Source organism: Rhizobium aethiopicum (assembly GCF_014197535.1).
GTDB classification, from domain to species: domain Bacteria; phylum Pseudomonadota; class Alphaproteobacteria; order Rhizobiales; family Rhizobiaceae; genus Rhizobium; species Rhizobium aethiopicum_A.
Genome location: NZ_JACIFV010000039.1, coordinates 3,853 through 19,835 on the forward strand (window position 1 = coordinate 3,853; position 15,983 = coordinate 19,835).

The 15,983-nt window shown below is 58.0% G+C and carries 17 protein-coding genes; 13 read left to right on the forward strand and 4 right to left on the reverse strand.

The genetic code is table 11. The features are described 5' to 3' along the window. Window positions 1-596: VCBS domain-containing protein (locus GGD53_RS29390; RefSeq protein WP_210303387.1), on the reverse strand; the 596-nt coding region annotated here is incomplete at its 3' end. 158 nt (window positions 597-754) lie between these two features. Next, window positions 755-949 carry a hypothetical protein gene (locus GGD53_RS31495; protein WP_184491734.1) on the reverse strand — a complete coding sequence of 65 codons (195 nt, stop codon included), beginning with the start codon at window positions 947-949 and terminating at the stop codon, window positions 755-757. A 137-nt stretch (window positions 950-1,086) separates the two neighbouring features. On the opposite strand from GGD53_RS31495, the gene GGD53_RS32065 reads away from it, so the two are divergent. Then, window positions 1,087-1,263: a hypothetical protein gene (locus GGD53_RS32065; protein ID WP_246717915.1), complete on the forward strand. Its 177-nt coding sequence runs from the start codon at window positions 1,087-1,089 to the stop codon at window positions 1,261-1,263. Between the two features lie 279 nt (window positions 1,264-1,542). Here GGD53_RS32065 and GGD53_RS29400 read toward each other — a convergent pair whose 3' ends face one another. Together GGD53_RS29400 and GGD53_RS29405 are read right to left on the reverse strand one after the other, a co-directional pair. Next, window positions 1,543-1,986 carry an SRPBCC family protein gene (locus GGD53_RS29400; protein ID WP_184460214.1) on the reverse strand — a complete coding sequence of 148 codons (444 nt, stop codon included), beginning with the start codon at window positions 1,984-1,986 and terminating at the stop codon, window positions 1,543-1,545. Window positions 1,987-2,129: 143 nt separating this feature from the next. Beyond that, window positions 2,130-2,822: a type 1 glutamine amidotransferase domain-containing protein gene (locus tag GGD53_RS29405; protein WP_184460216.1), complete on the reverse strand. Its 693-nt coding sequence runs from the start codon at window positions 2,820-2,822 to the stop codon at window positions 2,130-2,132. A gap of 212 nt (window positions 2,823-3,034) precedes the next feature. On the opposite strand from GGD53_RS29405, the gene GGD53_RS29410 reads away from it, so the two are divergent. The 12 genes from GGD53_RS29410 to GGD53_RS29465 all read left to right on the forward strand — a co-directional run bounded on the left by GGD53_RS29410 (window position 3,035) and on the right by GGD53_RS29465 (window position 15,956). Beyond that, window positions 3,035-4,036: a substrate-binding domain-containing protein gene (locus GGD53_RS29410; protein ID WP_184460217.1), complete on the forward strand. Its 1,002-nt coding sequence runs from the start codon at window positions 3,035-3,037 to the stop codon at window positions 4,034-4,036. A 169-nt stretch (window positions 4,037-4,205) separates the two neighbouring features. Further along, window positions 4,206-5,240, forward strand: a complete 1,035-nt coding sequence (locus GGD53_RS29415) for a sterol desaturase family protein (RefSeq protein ID WP_184460219.1) — start codon at window positions 4,206-4,208, stop codon at window positions 5,238-5,240. After that, window positions 5,237-5,548: a MocE family 2Fe-2S type ferredoxin gene (locus tag GGD53_RS29420; protein WP_097598103.1), complete on the forward strand. Its 312-nt coding sequence runs from the start codon at window positions 5,237-5,239 to the stop codon at window positions 5,546-5,548. The genes GGD53_RS29415 and GGD53_RS29420 overlap by 4 nt, the downstream gene beginning before the upstream one ends. Before the next feature lie 101 nt (window positions 5,549-5,649). After that, the gene (locus GGD53_RS29425) at window positions 5,650-6,855 is read left to right on the forward strand and encodes an NAD(P)/FAD-dependent oxidoreductase (protein WP_184460221.1); all 1,206 of its coding nucleotides are present in this window, start codon (window positions 5,650-5,652) and stop codon (window positions 6,853-6,855) included. Then, entirely contained in the window at window positions 6,855-7,685 is an 831-nt protein-coding gene (locus GGD53_RS29430; RefSeq protein WP_184460256.1) for a sugar phosphate isomerase/epimerase family protein, read from the forward strand. Before GGD53_RS29425 ends, GGD53_RS29430 begins: the two co-directional genes overlap by 1 nt. 198 nt (window positions 7,686-7,883) lie before the next feature. After that, the gene (locus GGD53_RS29435; protein WP_184460223.1) at window positions 7,884-9,530 is read left to right on the forward strand and encodes a putative bifunctional diguanylate cyclase/phosphodiesterase; all 1,647 of its coding nucleotides are present in this window, start codon (window positions 7,884-7,886) and stop codon (window positions 9,528-9,530) included. A 73-nt stretch (window positions 9,531-9,603) separates the two neighbouring features. Then, a complete protein-coding gene (locus GGD53_RS29440) occupies window positions 9,604-10,110 on the forward strand; it encodes a hypothetical protein (protein ID WP_184460225.1) in 507 nt (168 codons plus the stop codon). Next, complete coding sequence (locus GGD53_RS29445; protein WP_184460226.1) at window positions 10,107-11,279, forward strand: class I SAM-dependent methyltransferase; 1,173 nt, start codon at window positions 10,107-10,109, stop codon at window positions 11,277-11,279. Before GGD53_RS29440 ends, GGD53_RS29445 begins: the two co-directional genes overlap by 4 nt. Continuing rightward, window positions 11,279-13,636, forward strand: a complete 2,358-nt coding sequence (locus GGD53_RS29450) for a SpoIIE family protein phosphatase (protein ID WP_184460228.1) — start codon at window positions 11,279-11,281, stop codon at window positions 13,634-13,636. The genes GGD53_RS29445 and GGD53_RS29450 overlap by 1 nt, the downstream gene beginning before the upstream one ends. A gap of 3 nt (window positions 13,637-13,639) precedes the next feature. Continuing rightward, entirely contained in the window at window positions 13,640-14,200 is a 561-nt protein-coding gene (locus GGD53_RS29455; protein WP_184460230.1) for a slr1658 superfamily regulator, read from the forward strand. A 7-nt stretch (window positions 14,201-14,207) separates the two neighbouring features. Next, window positions 14,208-14,546 carry a slr1659 superfamily regulator gene (locus tag GGD53_RS29460; RefSeq protein ID WP_184460232.1) on the forward strand — a complete coding sequence of 113 codons (339 nt, stop codon included), beginning with the start codon at window positions 14,208-14,210 and terminating at the stop codon, window positions 14,544-14,546. Window positions 14,547-15,017: 471 nt separating this feature from the next. After that, a complete protein-coding gene (locus GGD53_RS29465) occupies window positions 15,018-15,956 on the forward strand; it encodes a sialate O-acetylesterase (RefSeq protein WP_184460234.1) in 939 nt (312 codons plus the stop codon). The last annotated feature ends 27 nt before the right edge of the window (window positions 15,957-15,983 follow it).

Consider the following 15,983-nt stretch of genomic DNA (forward strand, 5'->3'; position numbering starts at 1 on the left):
TCGCTGACCGTCAGCTTGCCGGAGGCACTCGGATCGCCGCTGCCGGCCGCCCCCGCCTCGACCGTCGCCCGGTCGTCGCTGACCGTCGCATCGACGGCGATCGCAGCCGCATCGTTGGCGCCGGTGAGCGAAATCGTCACATTTGCCTCGCTCAGCGTGCCGTTGCCGAGTCGTATCGCGTAGACGAAACTATCTTTAAGGATTTCACCGGCAGACAGCGTGTTGATATCCGCGCCCGAGCCCGCGATGCCGCTTCCATCGCTCAGACGGTATTCGATCTTTCCATTGTTGATCCTGACCCAATTGCCGAGCAGGGTCGTCTCCCAGGCAGATGCCCCATTCGCTCCGACGTCTTTCGCAATAAGCTCATAGTCAGTTGTAATTGGATTGCCATCTCCGTCATCGACCGAGAAGAGGGATTTGGCATTCCCGCCAAGATCATTCGACATTACATCAAGGGTTATGGTTTTGGTGGCCGCATTGTAGAGCTGAAGACTGAGCAGCTGGTCTTCCGTCCAGATGTAAGAGTCATCCTTCGCCTGTGGCGCATTGGTGAAAGAAGTCGTGCTGCCACCGCCGGTGCTTTGCGTAGCCATTGAAATACCCCCATGACACAAAACAAGTAATCCGGAACCGATTTAAGACTATACAGGCTAACACGACACGCAGGAACGCGCCGTCGCCCCGGTATTGTCGAGGCAAACACCATTTTTCTTAATTCAGAACCGAAATACTCCCCACTCCTAAGAAAGTGTTAACATATATACTGTGAAATAAAAGGCGATTTTCTTGCGACGGTTAATTTCTCCTCGAATTCGCTGCGAGAGAAGCCTCTTGTCAGCGCGGCACGCGCGCGACGGCGATCGCCGAGGCTGAGATCGCAGACGTCGATCGTAATGAGCAATGGGGTGCGACGGCGGCGCGAGGCGTTGGTGAAGCGCAGGCTCAAGCTTCAGAGCGTTTCCACTTTTCCTCGATCGATCAGGTCAGCACCGGCTGGGTCCACGCCGGTGATTTCATCGACATGTCATGAAACTTCTAGCTGGGGATCGGCTTTTTACAACGAAGCCAAACAAGGAGCTCCCAATGTCCGGCGAAGCCGAAAATAATGGAAAAACCGCCATCGTTCCAGTTCAGAACCCGTCAGCAGCCGAACAAGCCGCCACTGCGTCCGTGCTCGAAGACATGCAGAAAGCAAGCACGGAGGCCCGTCAGCCGGAGCCGGCCGCCGCGTTGTTCTCCTGGGAGATCTGGCCAAACTGATCTCCGAGGCGATGACTCTGCCGATGATCCTGTGGTCCACGGGCATGTCCCTGACCTATTCCCTCTGGCTGTCTTCGCTGCTTCCCGCACGCGCGACGATCGGCTCGATCAAGCAAGGCGCGGATTAGGCTTAGCAACTTCGGCCGACTGCGGCCGACCACGCTCCCAGCCCCTGCGAGCTCCGCCTCTCCGCCCTCGCCACGGAATATTTGTGGAATGAAGGGCAGAGCGGCGGCAAGCGGCTGCGCGCCGCCGCTCGTCAAGTCTCGCGCAATTGCATTATTCGTTGATGTCGGGCTCGACGACCCGAGCCAGATTGCGTAGCGACTCCTGCCAGCCGAGATAGCAGGCTTCGGGCGGGATGAGATCGGGCACGCCGGCCTGGGTGATATCCACCTCAGTGCCGACCGAGACTTTCTTCAGCGTCACCGTGACTTCCATTTCGCCCGGCAGGTTCGGGTCGTCGAACTTGTCCGTATAACGCACGCGTTCGCCCGGGACGAGCTCACGAAATTCGCCGCCGAAGGCGTGGCTGTTGCCCGTGGTGAAGTTGCGGAAGGACATTCTGAAGGTGCCGCCGACGGCCGGCTCCAGGTGATGCACGGTGCAGAGAAAGCCGTTCGGCGGAAGCCATTTGGCGAGCGCATCTGTCTCGATGAAGGCGCGATAGACCTTCTCCGGGCTGGTGGCGAAAACGCGGTGCAGTCGTATGGTGCTTGGCATAGTGGTGATCCTTTTGTGGACGGAATGAACGAGCTAAGGACGGACAAGCCTTCGCCGACCCGACAGTGATCCGAAATTTTCTTTAAGAAAAAATCACTCGAGTCCGAACTGCACCTCACCGCAAATACATTTCCCCATTCGCGTCATGCAGCCGCCTGCTCCCCAACTGCGTTGAGCAGCAGCCGTGCGGCCTGCTTCGACGAGGCCGGGTTCTGTCCGGTGATCAGCAGCCCGTCCTGGACGACATGCACCGCCCAGTTCTCAGTCGCCGAAAACTTCGCCCCCTGCTCCCTCAGCACGTCTTCGAGCAGATAGGGCACGACCTCGACCAGGTGCACGGCGGCCTCCTCGGAATTGGTAAAGCCGGTCACCGTCCGCCCCTTCGCGATCGGGCCGCCGTCTGGCGCCTTGACATTGGTCAGGATTCCCGGTGCGTGGCAGACGAGCGCCAGCGGCTTTCCCGCCGCAAGCGTCTCCTCGATCAGCGCGTGCGCATTGCGGTCGTTCGTCAGGTCCCAAAGCGGGCCATGGCCACCAGGGAAGAACACCGTGTCATAATCGGCCTGGTCGATGTCGGACAGCCTCAACGTATTGGCAAGCGCAGCCGTCGCGGCCGGGTCCTTTTCAAATCGCCTCGTGTCGTCCGTCTGAAACGCCGGCTCATTGCTTTTCGGATCGAGCGGAGGCTGGCCTCCTTTCGGCGACGCAAGCACGACCTCGGCCCCAGCGTCACGGAAGACGAAGTAAGGGGCCGCGAGCTCCTCAAGCCAAAAGCCGGTTTTCTTGCCGGTATTTCCCAGTTGATCATGCGATGTGAGAACCATGAGAATTTTCATTGCTAAGCTCCTTCGACCCGGCCGGCGGACAAAATCTCCCGCGTCCGGTTTAACGGTGAATGACTGCCTGCAATCTCATGCTGAACCAGCAGAACCATAGATCGGCTGCACCCGCGTTACAAGCTCTGTGAGTCTTGGGGCTCAGGTGTATGAAGAACGACAGATTGCCCATAGGATCAACCACATCGCGTTAGCATCCGAAGGACTTGGAAGTGAGCAAGCCGAATTATCGGGATATCGCCCGCCACGCCGGCGTTGGAACGGCCACGGTCGAGCGGGTCCTGAACGGACGCGGGGGCGTTCGGCCGGAACTGGTCGAGAAGGTCATATCCGCGGCGCGTCACCTGGACTACCCGCGCAAGCTTCCCGACACCCATCGCGGCCTGCTCCGGATAGAAGTGCTGATGGTTCGTCCGGAAACGAGCTTCTATCGTCGTCTTTCCCACGCCTTCGAAAGGATTGCGGCAACCCTTGATCCCTTGGTCGTCGTGCATCGCAGTTTCACCGACGAAATGAATCCGGAGGCGATTGTGCGCCGCATTCTCTCCACCGACCTTTCCCGTGCCGGCTTGATCCTTGCCGTGCCGAGCAGCCCCTTGATCAGCGCCGCGGTGGAAAAGGTGAATTCGCAAGGCCTGCCGGTGGTCCATGTCGTCACCCGCGCTTCCGAACGCGTCGGGGAGTTCGTCGGCATCGACAACAATGCCGCCGGCCGGACGGCTGCGCTCTATATCAGCCGAATGGCCCTTCGAAGCGGCCCTATCGTTGCGATCTGCCATCCGATCTATCAGGTGCATCGCGATCGGATCCGCGGTTTTTCGGACTATTTTCGCGATCATCCCGGCGCCTCCGATTTCGGATGGCTGGGATTCGGTGGCGATGAAGAGCGCGCCAGCGCCGATCTCTTATGGTCGGCCCTGGAGATGTATCCCGGGCTTGCCGGCCTCTACAATGCCGGCGGCGCCAATTCCGCCCTGATCGAAGTGCTTCGCCGCCATCCGCGCGGCGGCAACGTCTTCTTCGTTGGACATGAATTGACGGACTATACCCGCGCGGCCCTGAAGGACGGCATCATGGATGTGGTACTTGACCAGGCGCCGGAAGCTCAGGCGCGACGCGCGCTCGACCACATCCTGCGCCGCATCGGCTTGACCGAGATCGAGCCGGACCGGAGCCCGATCCACTTCATCACCATCACCAAGGAAGGGCTTTGATCTAATTAGATCAAGGAAGCCTTCGCCGTTCGAAATGCCCCCTGCTACTTTCGCGTCAGGAGAAGTTCCGGTGCGCAAGGAGCCGCATCGGATCAAGGCGCGCGGGGCGCTCTCCTTTACCAAGAATATGTGCGGGTGCGGAGACATCAGGCACCCGGAGGAGATGCCAATGGATGATCTGAATTTCGGCAAGCGTAACAAGCGCGGCGATTGGGCGCCGAACCAGCCGGTCGAAACCGCGCCGCTTTTCGTCTTCCCCCCGCAACTGACGGCTATTCTGAAATGGCTGCCGCACTACTTCCTTCCCTGGAATCTCATTTTTGCGGTGTCTGCGATTGCCTATTGGACCTGGATCCTTCCCCCGGTCGCCATGATGCAGACGCTGAGCCTCGGCTGGATCGCCTGGCTGTACGCCGTGAATGCGATCTGCGTGTTCCTGTTCTATGGCGCCTTCGAACTGCATCTCTATGTTCTGAAGCGCCAGGAAAACCGCTTCAAGTACAATGGCAAGTTCCCCGCCGAACAGAAAAACAGCGCCTTTTGGTTCCAAAGCCAGAACCTCGACAATATTCTGCGCACCTTCCTGTCTGGCGTCGTGATCTGGACCGCCATCGAGGCTGGTATGCTCTGGGCCTATGCCAACGGCTATGCACCCTGGCTCGGCTTCGCGGAAAATCCATGGACGCTCGCGCTCGTCGCGCTCGTGGTTCCGATCATTCACGAGTTCCACTTCTTCTGCATTCACAGGCTCATCCACACACCCTTTCTCTATAAATGGGTGCATTCGGTCCACCACAACTCCGTCAACCCTTCGCCCTGGTCATCGCTGTCCATGCATCCGGTCGAGCATCTGCTCTATCTGGGAACGGCGTTTTACCACCTGATCCTGCCCTCCAACCCGGTCATCATGCTCTATCAGCTGCACTATGCCGGCTTCGGGGCAATTCCTGGCCATGTCGGATTCGACAAGGTCGAGATCGGCAAGGAAAGATTGGTCGATAGTCATGCCTATGCTCATTACCTCCACCACAAATATTTCGAGGTGAATTACGGCGACGCCCTGATCCCGCTCGATAAGTGGTTCGGCACCTGGCACGACGGCTCCCCCGAAGGCGAAGCGCAGATGCAGGAACGCTACCGCAGGCGAAAGGAAAAGCTTCAAGCCCGCAAGGCTCGCCTCGAAACGGAAGGAGCCGCCGAATGACCTGGGTTTCAGCTGGCAGACTTGACGACATCGAACAGGAAGGCGCCATCCGTTTCGATCATGGCGGACGCACCTACGCGATTTACCGGGGCCCGGATGACAGCGTCTACTGCACGGCCGGGCTCTGCACACACGAGGCGATCCACCTCGCCGACGGACTGGTCATGGATTTCGAGGTGGAATGTCCGAAGCATTCCGGAGCTTTCGATTACCGAACAGGTGAAGCGCTGAGGCTGCCGGCCTGCGAGAATCTGAAGACCTATCCGGCGGAGGTCGTCGACGGAGAAGTGCGCGTGGCCCTCGGTTAAGTGGCCAAAGAACCTGGCGGAATCCGCCAAGAAGAACTGATCCTCCCCGGCCGGCGTCTCCTCCTCACCAGCGCCGGCTGCTCTTTCTACTGGAGAATGCAATGGACGGTATCGTCATCATCGGTGCAGGCGAGTCCGGAACCCGGGCAGCTTTCGCCCTGCGCGAAGCGGGCTATTCCGGAGCCGTCACGCTGGTCGGAGCCGAGTCTCATCTGCCTTATGAACGGCCACCTCTGTCGAAAACTCCCGATGGCATGGTGCGGATGAAACTGATCTGCCCGAAAGAAGCGCTGGAGGTGGCCGGTATCACCTATCTCAAGGGCTGCTCGGTCTCCAAGCTGGATCCCGCCGCCGCGACCGTAAGCTTGAGCGACGGTCAGCTATTGGGTTACGAAAAGCTGCTGCTGACCACCGGCGCACGGCCGAGGCGGCTTGCATGCGCGGGCGCGGAACGTGCGCTCGATTTTCGCACCCACGCCGACGCCGAAGCGATCTTCTCCAATGTCGCGCCCGGCCGACGCGTCGCGATCATCGGCGCGGGTCTGATCGGGATGGAACTCGCATCCGTCCTTCGCGCACAGGACGTTACGGTCGATGTGATCGAGGCCGCGCCGAAACCTTTGGGCCGCGCCGTCCCTGCCCGCTTTGCCGACAAGCTGCATGCCCGACATGCCGCCGAAGGTGTGCGCTTCCACTTTGATCGGAGCGTTGCGGAGATCGGCAAGGACAGTGTCGTCTTGAGCGATGGCACCATCCTGCCTGCTGACCTCGTCGTCAGCGCCATCGGGGTCCAGCCTGAAACCGCTTTGGCGGAAGCATCGGGGCTGGCCACGGGCAACGGAATTCTGACGGACGCATGTCTTCGCACCAGCGCGCCGAACATATTTGCCGCAGGCGATTGCGCCGCGGTGGCCCAACCCGGCGGAGGACACATCCGCTATGAAAGCTGGCGCAATGCCAGAACGCAGGCCGAGACCGCAGCACGGAACATGGCCGGCGCCGCCGAGACTTTTGCCGCCATTCCCTGGTTCTGGTCCGAACAGTACGATCTCGGCCTCCAGGTGGCGGGGCAGCCGCTGCCCGCGCATCAGAGCGTCCGGCGATCGGCGCCAGAGGGCGAGCTCGAATTCTACCTCGATGACGGGCGATTGGTGGCCGCCGCGGGTCTTGGCATCGGCAACGGCCTGGCTAAGCATATCAAGCTTGCCGAAATGCTGATTGCCGCTTGTATTAGTCCAGAGCCTGCGGCATTGGCCGATCCGGGCGTGAACCTCAAGACCCTTCTGAAAAGCGCGCGGGCCGCGTGATGCAGAAGCTCCTGATCTTCCAGTCGCTCTGGGCCATGGAGCGTCGGCACACGGACGGGTTCGAGCCGAGCCTCGACGACAATATCGCTGCGATCTGCAAGGCGGGCTTCGACGGCATCAGTGCGCACTATACAAACCGCGGCGATGTCATCCGCCTCAACCAGGCCATCCGGGGCACCGGCTTGAAAATCGAGGCGGTCTGCTTTCCCCGCAGCATCGAGGATTTGCGTCTGCCGCTGGAACTTGCCACGGCCTTTCCGGTCAGCCATATCAACCTGCAGCCCGATATTCGCCCCCGCCGGATCGAGGATTGCCTGCCGATTCTCGATGGTTGGATGCGGCTCGCCGAGGATGCGGGTATTCCGGTATTCATCGAAACCCATCGCGACAGGATGACGACGGACCTGTTCTTTACGCTCGATCTGCTCGATCGACGTCCCGATCTGCCGTTGTTGGCCGATCTGTCGCATTTCCTAGTCGGTCGCGAATTCGCCTTTCCGATTGATGAGGAAAATCACGCGCATGTCAGGCGCATCCTGCAGAATGCTCATGCATTTCACGGCCGCGTCGCTTCAAGAGAGCAGGTGCAGATCGAAATCACCTTTCCGCACCATCGGCCCTGGGTCGATCTCTTCCTGCAGTGGTGGGATTACGGCTTTCGCCATTGGCGATCACACGCAACCGATGACGCCGAGCTGGTCTTTACCTGCGAATTGGGGCCTAAACCCTATGCCATTACCGGCAGAGACGGCAACGACTCGACGGACAGATGGGCCGAAGCTCTGGCTTTGCGCCAAATGGTGCGCGAACTATGGGCTGCCATTGCCTGAGCCGCAGCGCACGAACTTTCGATGGCGGCAGTCAGTTCGTCAGACCAGTGCGCTCGCATCCACAGCCGCACGTGCATTGGCAGACGTTGGGGATTGTTAATCAGAAATGCCTAATGTATTTCTTGACGTGCACAAGTTGTGCGGCAGTTAAGTTGCTATAATATCTGGTATGACATCCAATTGGGGAGAGCCTCCGACATGGGGAAAATTCCTGCTGCCAGCTTGGCCCTCGAAAAAACGGAGGCGATAACTTCGGGCCTAATCGACCGGCTTTTGTTCTTTGACCGCGATTTCAATCCGATCGAAAATTTGCTTGGCAATGCGCTGCCCGCTTCCGTCAAACCAGCCGCGTCCTTTTGGGAGCACTTTCCGGAACTGGACAAATCGGCAGTCATGCTCGCTTTTCGTTCACTGGGTGACAGCGCCCAGCCTTTGCGAATAACAGGCGCACTCGGCGGATCACATGACCTGACGATCTATCGGATCGGTGATCTGTTTGCCGTGGTTCGGTCCGAGGAACACGCTGACGACGAGCGCGCAACCCTTTTGCATCTCGCGACCCATGATCCGCTGACTGGACTGCCGAACCGGCGCCAGTTCAGCGAGGATCTGAGCGGGCTGTTGCAGGAGATTGCAGGCTCGAGCGACACCCTCTCATTAATGCAACTCGATCTTGACGACTTCAAACCTGTCAACGACACGCTCGGGCATGCCGCGGGCGACAAGCTTCTTCAATCGGCTGCAAGGCGTATCCAGGCCTGCCTCTCCACCGATGACAGGGCCTATCGATTGGCCGGCGACGAATTCACGGTGATCTCCGTGGGCGGAGGACATCCGGCCAAAGCGTACCGCTTGGCGGAAGACTTGGTTGCCGCGTTCAAAGAACCCTTCACGATAGACGGCATCGCGCTCTTTGTCGGCACCAGCATCGGCATATCCACCGCTCCGCCGGACGGCACGAGTCCGGAACAACTGATGAAAGCTTCCGACCTCGCACTCTACGCCGCCAAGAAAGAGGGGCGTGGTCGGGCTAAAGCCTATGACCCAACAATGCTAGAATTGCTGGAGCAACGGGAACTGCTGCGTCGCAGTCTGCGTATGGCGCTCGACCAACAGCAATTCTATGTCGAATACCAGCCGATTGCCGAGGGTGGCTGCATTGTCGGCTTCGAGGCGTTGCTGAGATGGCGCCACCCCCTGCTTGGAAAAATCCCTCCGGCGGCATTCATTCCGATGGCCGAGGCGGACGGGATGATGCCGGATATCGGCGCTTGGGTTTTGGAGCAGGCATGTCGCGAGGCGATGAAATGGCCGGAGAACTACCTCGTCGCCGTAAACCTGTCAGCGGCTGAATTCTTGACAAGCGGCCTGACCGACCGGATTTCGCAGACGCTGGACTTGGTCGGACTGCCGCCCGAGCGTCTGGAGCTCGAAATAACCGAGAGCGTGTTGCTCGAGCGGACCGTCAACAACATTGATACGCTCAACACCCTTAACGTATTGGGCATACGAATTTCGCTTGATGACTTCGGCACGGAATATTCGTCCCTGAGCTATCTCAAGACATTCCCTTTCGACACGATTAAGATCGACAAATACTTTATCACCGATCTCGAAACCGATCTGAAAAGCCAGGCAATTGTCCGCTGCATCGTGAACCTTGCACATGACCTCGACATGCAGGTGACAGCCGAGGGAGTTGAAACGCGGGGTCAGGCGGAATGGCTGCACCGTGTGGGCTGCGATAGGCTTCAGGGCTATCTGCTGAGCAGGCCGCTTGCCGTGGAGGCCATTGACGAATTCATCAAAGGGGCGGAAGCATCCAAAAGCCACGCCCGACTATAGTGCTCGAAACTTTTCTTCGTACTTCTACATTGCATGCAGATCTAACGCTGCTGACAAGCGAACGGAGGGCATATTGGAAGAGGAAGCATCCCGCTTCGACGACCACGCATTTGTGCCGATGGTATCGCTGGAAATGAACGTTGAGATGTTCAAATCTCAATGGCAGTTTTGTGATGAGATTACTGAATATCTCTCCGATATCCTCGGCCAAAGTCACAGTGATCCGGCTCGATACTCCAACTTTCTTTCGGTCGCGGCAAACGAGCTCATAGAGCTCGCCTTCCGCGCGACAAACGAACGAGGAAAGATACGTTTCAGCCTCTCACGCAACGCGACGTTCAACCGGCTGAGAATTGCCTTTCCTTGCGATGAGGAATTCCGCCGCAAACACATCAAGATAGGATCAAGCGAAATAGAGCCTGGTCTCGGCAACGGCTCCGGTCACCTGGTTGCCACGCCCGATGAGGCCTTGCTCAGTAATCTAGCGACGATATTAGGTGCATCTGTCCGCATCGAGAGAGACGGCGAGGACGGGATCGAAATCATTGCCGATTTCCCCTCTGCCGAGGATTTCCAATGAGCCTGCTTCCCCTGCCCTACACCGTGCGGTTTGATCCGACAAACCAAGAGCTCGTGCTGTCCGGCAAGATGCGGCCCGAAAGCCCCGCCGAGATTGCCGATGCCCTCGAACTGATGCGGCAAAGTTTGGAAAGATACAGCGGCATCGTTTACCTCAATGTCAAACGCCTGACGCACATTAATATGACGGCCTTCGCCGCCCTCTCCGATGTCGTGGCGGCAGGCTGCCGAACCAGGCCGGAACGGCAAATTAAGATCATTACGTCGAGCGTGATGGCGTGGTCTGCCTCGTTGTTCGAGACATTGACGGCATCGCAACCAAACCTGTCGGTTGAAGTCTATGATTCGGCCTTTTATCCCGGGCAAAGCTTTGTCGAGGACGAGAGCTTCATTCCCATTTTGCGCACGCAGACGAAAATGACATGGAGGCACGAACGCGAACTCTTGCCACGCCACGGTCTGCGCCCCGGCCTGATCATGGCCGATATCTGTTGCGGCATCGGTGATTTCGCAGCTCTGGTTCAACGGGAATTCAACCCGACGCGCCTTGTCGCACTGGACCACTCCGTGCGCAGTCTCGACTATGCCCGTAAGGTCGCCGCCGAGTTCGGCCTGGAAGGCATCGAGTACACTTATGGCGATGCTTCTCAGATGCTGCTTCGAGACAATCAATTCGATTTTGTTACCTGCCGGCACTCGCTACAGATTTTCGACCGCCCCGAGATGCTGCTCCGGGAGCTTTATCGCATCTGCAAGCCCGGCGGCCGTGTCTACATCACGAATGAAAAGAATTCGCATTGTTTGGGCGAGCCGCATGCCGACTCGATAAGATGGACCTACGAGGAAGTGGCGAAACTTTTCAGGCACTTCGACATGGATGTCGAGATGGGACCGAAAAGCCGCCATCTCCTCCTCAACGCCGGCTTCGAGGACATCAAGGTCGACTGCTTCATGGTGACGAACCTTGACGGCGACCCCCAGGATTTCGCAGATGTCATCGAAGCCTGGGAAAACGTCTATGCAGGCGAGATGGCCGTCCGCCGCGGCGACACGCCGGATTTCATTCGCAGATTCAGGCAAGGATTCAGGGATCACGTCTTTGCCGCCCTTCACCCTAAAGGTTACGCAGGCTGGCCGATCTGGGCAGCCTCTGGTCGAAAGCCGCTGTAATGGATAGGGGATCATCGAAAAGACCGGTCGGATTGAGCTCGTTTCGAGCAAAGTTCATCTTGGTCGTCGGTGGCGCCGTTCTCTTCGACTTATTGGTCAGCGGCGGCCTGGCGCTTTGGAATGTTCAAAGGCTGTCGCGTGACGCAACGCTCGAAGTCGGCCAGGGCCTCGAAGCCGCTAGCCAGGAATATATCCGCACCTATGCCGATTCGACCGCAGCCCAGGTGAACCTGCTCCTGCGGCAGGTTCACAACGACGTCGACACCTTGGCAGGCGTGCTGCAGGCGCAGATCGACAATCCCGCCCGCAATTCCGATGTCGGCGCGGCAATCGCCCGCACATCGCCGGACAGTGTCAGTCTGTCTTACGATGAGAAGGGGAAATGGTCGCAAAACGCGCCCGGCTCCGCTTCAGTCGTCAGCGTCTGGGGTTATTTGCTCGGACAGGACCATCAGCCGAAACCCGACATCAGGCGCGATATTGAGACAAGCGCGGTTCTCGATCTCGTTGCGCCGAGCCTGCTGCAACACGGCGCTTCAAAGCTGCAGATGTATTACATCGGACCGAGGGAACGACCGATCTTCAGGACGGCGCCCTATACCGATCAGGCTCAGACCTTCGACCGCCTTTATCCCGGGCACAACGAGGCTGATTTCTGGAACTTCTTTTTTCCTGGCCTGTATGAGTCCTGGCAGGGCTGGGCCAGGGACACGAAGACGCGACCCGTCGCAGACGACATCACGCAGACGGCTCCTTATACGGATGCCATCACCGGCAAGCTGATCGTCAGTTTCTTTCATCCACTCTGGACCGCCGACAGAAAAGACGTGGCCGGAACGGCCGGCGCCGACATCACGCTCGACCAGCTCGCCCAAACGGTCGAAAACGTCAAGGTGGCCCAATCCGGCTTTGGATTCCTGGCAATGTCCGACGGAAACGTGGTCGCGATCAACAGCAGAGGCGAGCAGACGCTCGGCCTGCGTTCTGCGAGCGGCGCAAGCGGAACCGGGGTGACCGGGCTGGAGCGTTCCTTGAAAGGAAGCGCCCAGCCTGCGATAGCGAAACTGGCGCTCGACCGGGAACAGGGCATTCAACATCTGCTGCTGCAGCGGGACGGCAATGAGGTCCCCTATATCGTGATCGTCAAGAAACTGCCCGCGACCAATCTCTGGTCCAGCGGCCCGGTTCGACAAGAGGCGATGTTGCTGGGAGTAGTGGTGCCGGAACGGGAAATCGACGCCTCCCTCTATGCCGCCCAGGCGAAAATTTCCGAGGCAACCAACCGGATCGTGATCTATCAGATCCTGGCGATCTTGATGTCGCTGCTGATCGTGACGATCGCTGTGTTTGCGGCTTCGAAACGCATAACGAGCGGGATCAGCGCACTTGCGGGGGCCGCTAAGCGCATTCAGGCGCAGGACTATTCGGTCAGAGTGGCGATAACAAGCAAGGATGAGGTCGGCGCAGCTGGTGAAGCATTCAATCGCATGGCTGAACAGATCAGCTATCACACCGAAAATCTCGAGCAAATCGTCGAAGAACGAACGGCCCAGATCGAAGATCAGAAGGAAGAGATTTCGGCGCTGAACGCACAGCTCCAGCGAGAAAATCGTCGTCTCGGGACAGAGGTGGCCGTCGCTGAAAGAATCCAGCTCATGGTTCTTCCGTTGCAACAAGAGTTGGAGGAATTTCAGGACATCGAGATCGCAGCCTATATGAGGCCCGCGGAAGAGGTCGGCGGCGATTATTACGACGTATTGAAGAACGGAAAGCGGTTGAAGATCGGCATCGGCGACGTCACCGGCCACGGACTCGAAAGCGGCGTGTTGATGCTGATGGTCCAGTCCGTCGCCCGCGCCCTTCAGGAGGCGGGAAACACCGACGCCGTCAAATTTCTGGCGGATCTAAACAGCGCCTTGTTCAAGAACATAGTGAGGACGAGAATAGACAAGCACCTGACCCTGGCCTTTCTCGACTATGACGGCAAAGAGATGATTTTGTCCGGGCAGCACGAGGAAGTTGTCATCGTGCGGGCGAACGGCGAAATTCAACGCGTCGATACCATGGATCTCGGCATACCGATCGGCTTGGACGCGGATATTTCTGCATTCATCAAAACTCGTGAAATAACGTTCGAAAAAGGCGACCTCATCCTCCTGCACACCGACGGCGTAACAGAAGCAGCAAACGACGCGGGAGAAATGTTTGGCATGGAACGTCTCTGCAGCGAAGCACTTCGCTTGAAGGGTCAGAGCGCCGACAAGGTCGTTTCCGGAATTGTCGCGACACTAATGCACTTTATCGGATCGCAAAAAATCTACGACGACATCACGCTTCTCGCGGTACGGCATAGGTGAGACATGGCGCCCAAAATATACGGCATCGAATCTCTAGCGGACATCAGCCTGGATTCTGGCGCTCGCCTGACATTGAGCGATGGGCCGCTTCAGCTTGGATGGAAGCATTCGGGAATGACTTCGGACTTCATAGCGGAGATCATGGCGCTGCCCTATTCCCGGTCGCGCAAAGATTACCTGCAGGCGCATCATGATATCGGATACCTCAGCAACGAGCTGATCGAAAATGCCGTCAAATTCCGACAGCCTGGCGACATCCTCATTGAAGCCGGCATCATCGATGGAAGCTTTCTGCTCAGGGTGAAGAATGCCCTCGATAGCGGGACAGCGTCTCGCTTACAGCAGCTCCTGCACCGCCTTCAATCGAAGGAACCCGGACTACTTCTTCTTGAGCAAATCGAAATCAACGCGATATCGCCGGAAAGCGGTTCCGGTTTGGGCCTGCTCACCCTTTTGAGCGATTACGATGCGAGAATGGCATGGACATTCCAAGTGAATAAGGACGAGCATATCATACTGACGACGACTGCAGCTGTGGCGATGCCCCCCTCCTCCAATCTGTGAGCGAAGAATGGAAATCAGCGACGAAAGCTTCCGCGTATGGGCGGAAAAAAACGAGGTGTATTTCGATGGCGTCTTCCGCCTGGCAGGCCCAGACGCCTATGCGCCGATCTATTCAATGATAACAGGCCTTCTCCATGAGGGGCACAAACAGGTGACGTTCAATCTGACGGGCCTCGAATTCCTGAATTCCTCGGGCATCAACCTCCTGGCGAAGCTGACCATCGAAGCCAGAAAGATGGGCGACCTTCTGCTCATCGTCAAAGGCACCAATCAGCATCCGTGGCAGGCAAAATCCCTGCCGAATCTGAAGAAGCTGCACCCGCTGCTCGATTTGCGCCTGGCGTGATTTGCGGCAAACAACTCTCCTTCTTCATTCCTGTCTCGGGCTGACCCGAGGGAGATGCAGTCGCGCGCAATATTGCCAACGACCGCGGTGATGCCCCCACCAGATCGACCCTCCCGCGCTGACCCCACCAGTTGGCCGCGACGAATAGCCGGTGCTCCGCTCCCACGTTGTCCTCGGGCCACAATCTGTGATCGTCTTTCAGTGGACGAGCAACGGGAGTTTTCTCCATGAAGCTGATGCTGCGGAGCACGATCTCTCACCCATTCGGATGATTGTAATCATTGGTCCGATCTATAGTTTAGAGCAGGTTTTCGGCGACATCACCCGACTAGTCGTCGATGGGGGCTCGATTTTCGCGACGAACTCTTTTTGCAAAGAGCATGCCCGAGCAAGCAGATGTGGCAGGTGTAAAGGAACTTTCGTGGCTGGACTAGCTTCGAATAGTCCGGATGATGTTTCAAAGGTAACAACATGCGTAAAACAGTTGCAGTCGGCCTGGCAGCCCTGATCGCCATGTACCTTCTCGGCGGCACGAGCGCGAGACATGAGATCTTTCCTTGGCCGCAACTTTCCGCGGCGAAGAAAATGGTAATCGGAGAGAAGGCGGCGGCTCCAAGCCGTTATACTTTCGACGACAAGGAACGGCTCGTTGCCGATGAATCAAAAACCACTGTGACCTGCCCGACTCAAACTGATCGAACTGCTGTCCTACTCATTCTTGGCCAATCGAACGCGGCCAACTACGGTGGACAACGGCACCGGTCGGATTATGGCGCTCGCGTTGTAAACGCCTTTGACAAACGGTGCTTCATCGCGGCGTCGCCACTTCTTGGCTCGACCAATACCAAGGGAGAGTACTGGACGCTTCTGGGGAACAAATTGATCGCATCGGGACAAAACGACGATGTCATCCTCGCGCCTCTCGCATATGGCGGATCAGAGGTCGCACGATGGGCGACAGGCGGTGACCTCAATCCTATGCTTGTCGATACAATGAAACAGCTTCACGATTCCGGTTATCGGGTAACGAGCGTCCTCTGGGTGCAAGGAGAGGCGGACCTCGTTCACGGCACCACCGGGGAGGCCTATCAGAAACATTTCATGTCGATGGTTGACACATTGCGTCAGCACGGCGTCGAAGCACCCGTTTACATTTCGATCGCATCGAAATGCCTGGAACCGAGCAACGGCGGCTTCAAGGAGCACATTCCGGACAATGCGATCGTACGGGCGCAACTGGCCCTATCAAGAAGCGGCCACGGTATCCGAGAGGGCGTCAATTCTGACGCGTTACTCGATGGAGACGACCGCTACGACGATTGCCATATCGGGGGCTCAGGCGCTGAGAAAGTGTCGCAGGCCTGGCTGAATCTTCTGCGTGGCGAGAGCCACCTGGAAAGCTCGCGATAGTCTTCCCTGAACCGGTTCTCGCGCCTT

What these genes read in the sequence shown, in the direction of transcription:
- GGD53_RS29405 (WP_184460216.1), bottom strand. Translation starts at nt 2,822, where the DNA reads ATGAAAATTCTCATGGTTCTCACATCGCATGATCAACTGGGAAATACC.
- GGD53_RS29445 (WP_184460226.1), top strand. Translation starts at nt 10,107, where the DNA reads ATGAGCCTGCTTCCCCTGCCCTACACCGTGCGGTTTGATCCGACAAAC.
- GGD53_RS29460 (WP_184460232.1), top strand. Translation starts at nt 14,208, where the DNA reads ATGGAAATCAGCGACGAAAGCTTCCGCGTATGGGCGGAAAAAAACGAG.
- GGD53_RS29425 (WP_184460221.1), top strand. Translation starts at nt 5,650, where the DNA reads ATGGACGGTATCGTCATCATCGGTGCAGGCGAGTCCGGAACCCGGGCA.
- GGD53_RS29435 (WP_184460223.1), top strand. Translation starts at nt 7,884, where the DNA reads ATGGGGAAAATTCCTGCTGCCAGCTTGGCCCTCGAAAAAACGGAGGCG.
- GGD53_RS29430 (WP_184460256.1), top strand. Translation starts at nt 6,855, where the DNA reads ATGCAGAAGCTCCTGATCTTCCAGTCGCTCTGGGCCATGGAGCGTCGG.
- GGD53_RS29450 (WP_184460228.1), top strand. Translation starts at nt 11,279, where the DNA reads ATGGATAGGGGATCATCGAAAAGACCGGTCGGATTGAGCTCGTTTCGA.
- GGD53_RS32065 (WP_246717915.1), top strand. Translation starts at nt 1,087, where the DNA reads ATGTCCGGCGAAGCCGAAAATAATGGAAAAACCGCCATCGTTCCAGTT.
- GGD53_RS29400 (WP_184460214.1), bottom strand. Translation starts at nt 1,986, where the DNA reads ATGCCAAGCACCATACGACTGCACCGCGTTTTCGCCACCAGCCCGGAG.
- GGD53_RS29420 (WP_097598103.1), top strand. Translation starts at nt 5,237, where the DNA reads ATGACCTGGGTTTCAGCTGGCAGACTTGACGACATCGAACAGGAAGGC.
- GGD53_RS29455 (WP_184460230.1), top strand. Translation starts at nt 13,640, where the DNA reads ATGGCGCCCAAAATATACGGCATCGAATCTCTAGCGGACATCAGCCTG.
- GGD53_RS29465 (WP_184460234.1), top strand. Translation starts at nt 15,018, where the DNA reads ATGCGTAAAACAGTTGCAGTCGGCCTGGCAGCCCTGATCGCCATGTAC.
- GGD53_RS29415 (WP_184460219.1), top strand. Translation starts at nt 4,206, where the DNA reads ATGGATGATCTGAATTTCGGCAAGCGTAACAAGCGCGGCGATTGGGCG.